This is a genomic window from Corynebacterium sp. MC3 (assembly GCF_900099485.1).
Lineage (GTDB): Bacteria > Actinomycetota > Actinomycetes > Mycobacteriales > Mycobacteriaceae > Corynebacterium > Corynebacterium pseudogenitalium.
In genome coordinates, this window is sequence record NZ_LT622805.1 from 1 (window position 1) to 4,522 (window position 4,522).

General features: G+C 56.8%; 5 protein-coding genes. 2 read left to right on the forward strand and 3 right to left on the reverse strand.

Going from position 1 to position 4,522, the window contains the following annotated elements; all coding sequences use genetic code 11:
- The first annotated feature begins 319 nt into the window (after positions 1 to 319).
- Both BQ4436_RS00175 and BQ4436_RS00180 read left to right on the forward strand, forming a co-directional pair.
- Positions 320 to 1,042, forward strand: a complete 723-nt coding sequence (locus BQ4436_RS00175) for an ABC transporter ATP-binding protein (RefSeq protein ID WP_070975112.1) — start codon at positions 320 to 322, stop codon at positions 1,040 to 1,042.
- Positions 1,043 to 1,046: 4 nt separating this feature from the next.
- Positions 1,047 to 2,450, forward strand: coding sequence for an FtsX-like permease family protein (locus BQ4436_RS00180; RefSeq protein WP_070975113.1), 1,404 nt, complete (start codon positions 1,047 to 1,049; stop codon positions 2,448 to 2,450).
- Between the two features lie 214 nt (positions 2,451 to 2,664).
- Here the strand turns inward: BQ4436_RS00180 and BQ4436_RS00185 are convergent, their stop codons facing one another.
- The 3 genes from BQ4436_RS00185 to BQ4436_RS00195 all read right to left on the reverse strand — a co-directional run.
- Entirely contained in the window at positions 2,665 to 3,240 is a 576-nt protein-coding gene (locus tag BQ4436_RS00185) for a hypothetical protein (RefSeq protein ID WP_070975114.1), read from the reverse strand.
- Positions 3,240 to 4,163 carry an SURF1 family cytochrome oxidase biogenesis protein gene (locus BQ4436_RS00190; protein WP_070477941.1) on the reverse strand — a complete coding sequence of 308 codons (924 nt, stop codon included), beginning with the start codon at positions 4,161 to 4,163 and terminating at the stop codon, positions 3,240 to 3,242. Before BQ4436_RS00190 ends, BQ4436_RS00185 begins: the two co-directional genes overlap by 1 nt.
- Positions 4,164 to 4,201: 38 nt before the next feature.
- Positions 4,202 to 4,522, reverse strand: a 321-nt coding sequence (locus BQ4436_RS00195; protein WP_070975115.1) for an arsenate reductase/protein-tyrosine-phosphatase family protein, incomplete at its 5' end; no start/stop codon positions are given.

Here is a 4,522-nt window from a genome sequence, read left to right on the forward strand (position 1 = left end):
GGCTGCCACACCGAGGATTTCCCGTCGGGGGCTAGATATATGCTTCCGGAGCATATACTTTCCGGAAACCTACAGGTCAATCCGTGAAAATCCGCGATTCCGGACACACTTTTTGACCCTTAACCCTTCTGTTGGGCTGGCGCACCAAATTCGAGGTTTTTCATTTGGAGGGATTGCGTTTCCCCAGATCGGTGTTGTCCTGTGCTGGGGAAACTGCTAAATTACTTACCAAAGTGGCCGTGGTACTGGAAATGAACGTACGTTCAGTACCACGGCCACCATCCATAATAGTGTTCATTCTATCTTGAGGAAAACGCCCTTGACCACCACACTTAGAGCCAAAAACCTCCGACGGATTGTAGAATCGGGACCGAATGCAGCTGAGGTTCTCTGCGGTTGTGACCTTAATCTTCGTGGAGGTGGTTTGACAGCGATAGTGGGACATTCAGGTTCCGGTAAAACATCGCTGCTGATGTGCCTGAGCGGTTTAGATGAACCGACTTCAGGGTCGGTCACCGTCGATGAGCAAGATATTTATCGTCTATCGGCTAACAAACGAGCACGCATGCTGCGTACAAAAATAGGGTTTGTTTTTCAGCAGTACAATCTCGTTCCCTTTCTTACGGTGGAGGAGAACATTAAGCTCCCCTTCCAGCTCAGCCGGGAAAAAATACCTCAAGACGTTATTAACGAGCTCATAGAATCATTCAACCTTAGCCATAGGCGCAATGCACCTGCTCGAACTTTATCTGGTGGAGAACAGCAACGAACGGCATTATGTCGAGCTTTGGCTCGACGTCCCGACATTGTTTTCGCTGATGAGCCAACAGGTGCCTTAGATTCTCAAAGCACGGAAATAGTCCTACACACCCTCCGACGAATGGCGGATGAGGGACAAATGATTGTGATGGTTACCCACGATCTAGAAGCCGCAACCTTGGCTGACACCGTTGTTGTGATGCGCGACGGGCGCATTGTTCAAACTGTCGGCCGGAGTACTAGCCAGGAGCTATTAGAGCTCATGTCTAACGCCGGAGAGTAATCAAATGCAACGCTATGTCCTGCGAATGTTCGCCGACGAATGGAAACAATGGGCACCTGCCATTGCTGTGGTTTCAGTCATATCCACGATGCTTGGTTTATGTATCCATCAGTTTGCTTGGACGATGGCGCCATCATTCCGCGATGCTGTCGCTGATGCGGGTGTTCCCCTCGCAGAGTTTCAAATTCTTTCCGTAACCATCTTCACTATTATTGCCCTCGTTTCTTGGGTAGCTCTCACCGTGGTAGGGCACGCGAGCGTCCAGTCAACCCGCCACTCCCACGCCCTCTGGCTTCTCCTTGGGGCATCTCCCCGAGCTGTATTCCTGTCCACTTTGCTCGTTTTACTTCTCGTGAGCCTTTGTGGCGCAACCTCGGGTGCAATCGTTTCTTCAATCTTGAGCTTCTGGGCGATACCGGCTTTCAACTCAGAAGTGTCAGCATCGGTTGAACTGCCACGTTTTACTATCGCTCCGTGGTCTCCTGTGGCAATAATCATCGCCAGTTCACTCACAACACTGATCGGTGGGATTATTCCCGCACGGCGGGCGTCACATATCCAACCCGGTATTGCTCTCCGTACCTCTAATCAAACTAACCAAAGTGTTAAATCATCACTCATTAGAGTGATTTTCGGGCTGTTCTTCTTCATGGTCGCGGTAGCCCTCGTAGTGGCCTCTAAGTTTGCTCTCCAACTTGGCTCCACTAGCCCAGGATCAATGTTCAACCTCAGCGTAAATGCAGGTATTTCTGCTCTATTTTCGGTATATCTCCTTTGCCCTGAGATTGTCAGATTCGTTTTCTGGATCCTTCATAAGGCATTCGAAAAACTAGGGTTAGTGATCCCGGCATTGGGAACACGCGCTGCTGCAGATCGAGCACAAATTAACGCAACTACGATCGCTCCCCTAGCCGCCGGTCTGGGCGGAATTGGTTTGTTGTTATGCGCCGTGCGTTCTGTAGCCGCCACGACTCAGATCCTTCAACCTGGCACGTCAACGAATTTAACCGATGTGTGGATCATCGTTGTCGTTGTCATCGTGTCAATGCTTTCCACAAGTGCAGCTGTGGTTTCGTTATCAGCTCGTGGCCGAGGCCGCGAGATTGCTTTGCTTCAAGCAGCCGGTATGTCTGCGCCGCAGGTTCGTACTCTCATCATTGCTGAGAGTTTTGCGATGTCCGTAGCCGCCACCTTTGCTGCATTAGTTCCCGTAATTATTAGTGGTTTGGTTTGTTCCTTCGTATCTGCAGCTGCCCTTAACGGGAATGCTGTCGTGGTGTGGCCATTTTTGAGCATGCTGCTCGGTTTGATCTGCTCATGGATCATGATGTTCATGCTCCTTCACATTCCGACAATTGCATATCTTCGTGAAGGTCCAGGACTACAGCTTCGAGAACAGGGGAACTAATGGGAAGAACTGTTCTCGGTAAGATTGATGCAAGAATTCATGGTTACGCAGACATTTTACGCTCGTGGGAACTATTTCAGGTGGTGCGAGATCAGTGCACCAAATCCCGGCATTTCGGCTCGGAGGGCGTGTATTTTCCCAGGTCGCGGACTTTTCGCAAAGGAATGTGGTGCCCAGCGAACACCCAGCGAACACCTAGCGGGCGCAGAAACCCCTACAGCTCCGCCTCGATGGCGGTGAAGACGGCCTGCATGCTGGCCTGTGGCGTGCCGGGGACGACGTCGGCGAGGACGACGCCGACTCCTTGCGGGGATTGAAAGGTGACGGCTTCTGCGTCGAGGGGCATGAGGGCGCCGATGATGGCTAGCTCGGCATCGGCGACGCTAGCAGAGCCAGCAGGAATGTCGATGTCGGTGACGTCCCATTCGCCGACGCGCAGGCGGAGGGAGCCGGTTTCGATGTTGTCGGGGTCGGGGAAGACGGCGACTTCGCGCAGCTCGGCGCGCAGGGCTTTGGCGGCGAGGGCGATGTAGTCGAGGAGGTGGACGAAGGCGTTGTCGGTTTGGGGGACGCTGTGGACGACGGAGTCGATGAGCGGGGCGTTGTGGGGTCCGCGCAGGCCGAGCAGCGTGGTCATCGGGGCTTCGCGGAAGGCGTCGAGGTCGTCGAGGATGGCGTCTTCGATGTCGGCGGGTTCGGCGGCGGCGTCGAGGTGGATGTTGGCGTCACCGAGCAGCGTGAGGCAGCGGGCGAGATGTTTGACGTCGCGTTGGGTCAGCTGGTGGGGCATTAGCGTTCTTCTTCCTTTTCGTATGATTTGGCCCAGGGGTTGCGCCGTTGGGTGCCGTAGCGGGACCGCGCCTGAGCGGGAGCAGCGGGAGCAGCGGGGGCGGAGGCGGGAGCAACAGGCTCGGCGGGTTCGGAGGGGGCGTCGAGAAGCTCGGCTTGTTCTTCTTTGAAGCGGCGGCGTTCGCGGGTTTCGGCCCAGATGAAGTAGATGAGGCCGGCGGGCGCCATGATGCCGAAGGCGATCCACTGGAGTCCGTAGGAGAGGTGGTTGCCGGTCTCGAGCATGGGTAGGGGGATGGCGGTGAGGACGCCGGGGGAGTCGCTCAGGAGTTGGACGTAGGGGCTGGCCAGGGCGGTGTCGGTGAGTTCGCCGACTTGACCTGGGCTGATGGAGTAGACCATGGTGTAGCCCTGGTCGTTGAGGGGTGCGGAGGGGTGTACGCCTTCGTCGACGCGCATCATGCCGGAGATGGTTTGTTCGCCGGTGGGTGGGGCGTCGATGTCGGGGACTTGGGTGGAGCCGATGGCGGGGACCCATCCGCGGTTGACGAGCACGCTTTGTCCGTTGTCCAGGCGGAATGGGGTCAGTACTTGGAAGGATGGGGTTCGGTCGATGGGGCGCAGGCGCAGCAGCACATCGCTGTCTTGGGCGTAGGTGCCAGTTGCGGTGACGCGGGTCCACTCGGCGCCGGGCGCGAGTTCGCCCTGCTTGTCGACGACCTCTCCGATCGGCACCGGGTCATGCTCGAAGGCGGTCTTGATGTGGTCGTTGCGCTCCACGAGCGCTTCGTTCTTGTTGAGCTGCCATGGCGCCAGCAGGGTGAACGCGAAGTAGGAGAACAACACGATCAGGATGGCGACGATGACCCATCCGGGGGTCAGAAACGTTTTCCACCATGGTTGTGCACCTGTTTCAGGTTGCATTGTTGCTCCCGCTTTCACAGATTCCGTACTTTCTCCGGCTAGTCTAGCTGCGCTTTGACCCAGCTGATAATACCTGGGGCGGCGGCTTCGATTTGTTCGCGTGTGGTTTGGAAGCCGTCGGCGCCGCCGTAGTAGGGGTCTTCGACGCCGGCGCCTTCGGGGGCGGCTGGGTCGAAGGAGCGCAGCAGGCGGATGCGGGATTCGGGGACGCCGCGGGCGATGAGTTCGGAGACGTGGTTGGTGTCGAGGGCGACGATGAGGTCGGCATCGATTTGGTTGGCGCCGAACTGTTGGGCGCGGTGGCGGGTGCCGTCGTAGCCGTGGTTGGCGAGTTCGGCGACGGCGCGCGGGTCGGCGGG

What these genes read in the sequence shown, in the direction of transcription:
- BQ4436_RS00180 (WP_070975113.1), top strand. Translation starts at nt 1,047, where the DNA reads ATGCAACGCTATGTCCTGCGAATGTTCGCCGACGAATGGAAACAATGG.
- BQ4436_RS00185 (WP_070975114.1), bottom strand. Translation starts at nt 3,240, where the DNA reads ATGCCCCACCAGCTGACCCAACGCGACGTCAAACATCTCGCCCGCTGC.
- BQ4436_RS00190 (WP_070477941.1), bottom strand. Translation starts at nt 4,163, where the DNA reads ATGCAACCTGAAACAGGTGCACAACCATGGTGGAAAACGTTTCTGACC.